This window comes from Pseudomonas sp. B5(2017) (assembly GCF_002112825.1).
Taxonomy (GTDB): domain Bacteria; phylum Pseudomonadota; class Gammaproteobacteria; order Pseudomonadales; family Pseudomonadaceae; genus Aquipseudomonas; species Aquipseudomonas putida_Z.
In genome coordinates, this window is sequence record NZ_NEIR01000035.1 from 1 (window position 1) to 2242 (window position 2242).

Annotated in this window: 1 protein-coding gene; it reads right to left on the bottom strand. The window is 61.0% G+C overall.

From position 1 onward, the window contains the following. The coding region (locus tag CAG00_RS27325) for an immunoglobulin-like domain-containing protein (protein ID WP_371915776.1) at positions 1 to 2214 on the bottom strand (2214 nt) is incomplete at its 3' end. Between the last annotated feature and the right edge of the window lie 28 nt (positions 2215 to 2242).

Sequence of the window (2242 nt, forward strand, 5' to 3'; positions counted from 1 at the left end):
GGTGTAGGTGATCTTGCCGCCTTCGGCCACGGTGTCCGTCGCGGTCAGGGTGAGCGTGGTGACGTCCGGAGTCGCCGGGTTGTCGGTGACCGTGGTCACTGGCTCGCCAACCGCCACGGTCTCCTCGTAGTTGCCGCCCGAGATATTGGTGATCTTGTTGGTCAGGTCCAGGTTGGTGTTGTGCACGTTGTTCGGCGCGGTGAACGGTACCGAAGCCGACGACTCGCCCACCGGAATGGTGATGGTCTGGCCGTTGGCCAACTTCACCACCAGGTCCGAACCGGTGACCTTGTGGTTAACCGACGCGGTGTAGGTCACCACGCCGCCTTCAGCGACGGTCGAAGTCGCGGTCAGGGTGACGGTAGTGGAGTCGATGGTGTCGGTGACCTTGGTCACGGCTGCAGTGCTGCTGATGTTCAGCTTCTCGAAGTCGCCACCGGTGGTGCCGGTGACAGTCACGCTCAGGTTTTCGGCATCGACGTAGACGTCGTCGCTTGGGGCATCGATGGTGATCGAGGCTTCCTTCGAGCCGGCGGCGATGGTGATGGTCTCGCCGTTGCTCAGCTTGATCACGAGGTCAGTGCCCGCCTTGTTGGTCAAGGTGGCGGTGTAGGTGATCTTGCCACCTTCGGCCACGGTGTCCGTTGCGGTCAGGGTGAGCGTGGTGACATCCGGAGTCGCCGGGTTGTCGGTGACGGTGGTCACCGGCTCGCCAACGGCCGCGGTCTTCTCGTAGTTGCCACCCGAGATGTCGGTGATCTTGTTGGTCAGGTCCAGGTTGGTGTTATGGACGTTGTTCGGTGCGGTGAACGGCACCGAAGCCGACGACTCGCCCACCGGGATGGTGATGGTCTGGCCGTTGGCCAACTTCACCACCAAGTCCGATCCGGTGACCTTGTGGTTGACCGACGCGGTGTAAGTGACCACACCACCTTCAGCGACGGTCGAAGTCGCCGTCAGCGTCACGGTAGTCGTGTCAATGGTGTCAGTGACCTTGGTCACCGCTGCGCCGCTGTTTACATTCAGCTTCTCGAAGTCACCACCCGAAGTTTCGGTCATTTTTACCTGAAGGACTTCAGCATCGACATACACATCATCGCTTGGCGCATCGATGGTGATCGAAGCTTCCTTCGAGCCAGCCGCAATGGTGATGGTCTCGCCATTGCTCAGTTTGATGACCAGATCGGTACCGGCCTTGTTGGTCAAGGTAGCGGTGTAGGTGATCTTGCCACCCTCGGCAACTGTCGGCGTCGCGCTCAGGGTCAGGTGAGTAACGTCCTTGGTACCTGGACCATCGGTCACGGTTGTCACCGGCTCGCCGGTGGCCACGGTCTTCTCGTAGTTGCCGCCCGAGATATCGGTGATCTTGTTGGTGAGATCCGGGTTGGTGCTGTGGACGTTGTCTGGTGCAGTGAACGGCACCGATGCCGACGACTCGCCCACTGGAATGGTGATGGTCTGGCCGTTGGCCAACTTCACCACCAGGTCCGAACCGGTGACTTTGTGGTTGACCGACGCGGTGTAAGTCACCACGCCGCCTTCAGCGACAGTCGAAGTCGCCGTCAGGGTGACGGTAGTGGTGTCAATGGTGTCGGTGACCTTGGTCACGGCCGCAGTGTTGCTGACCTCCAGCTTCTCGAAGTCACCGCCGGTGGTGCCGGTAACGGTCACGCTCAGGTCTTCGGCATCGACATACACATCGTCGCTTGGGGCATCGATGGTGATCGAGGCTTCTTTCGAGCCCGCGGCGATGGTGATGCTCTCACCGTTGCTCAGCTTGATCACCAGGTCGGTACCGGCCTTGTTGGTCAAGGTGGCGGTGTAGGTGATCTTGCCGCCTTCGGCCACGGTGTCCGTCGCGGTCAGGGTGAGCGTGGTGACATCCGGAGTCGCCGGATTGTCGGTGACGGTGGTCACCGGTTCGCCAACCGCCACGGTCTTCTCGTAGTTGCCGCCCGAGATATCGGTGATCTTGTTGGTCAGGTCCAGGTTGGTGTTGTGGACGTTGTTCGGTGCGGTGAACGGCACCGAAGCAGACGACTCACCCACCGGGATGGTGATGGTCTGGCCGTTGGCCAACTTTACCACCAGGTCCGAACCGGTGACCTTGTGGTTGACCGACGCGGTGTAAGTCACCACGCCGCCCTCGACCACGCTTTGCGTGGCGGTCAGGGTGACGGTAGTGGTGTCGATGGTGTCGGTGACCTTGGTCACGGCCGCAGTACTGCTGACGTCGAGTTTC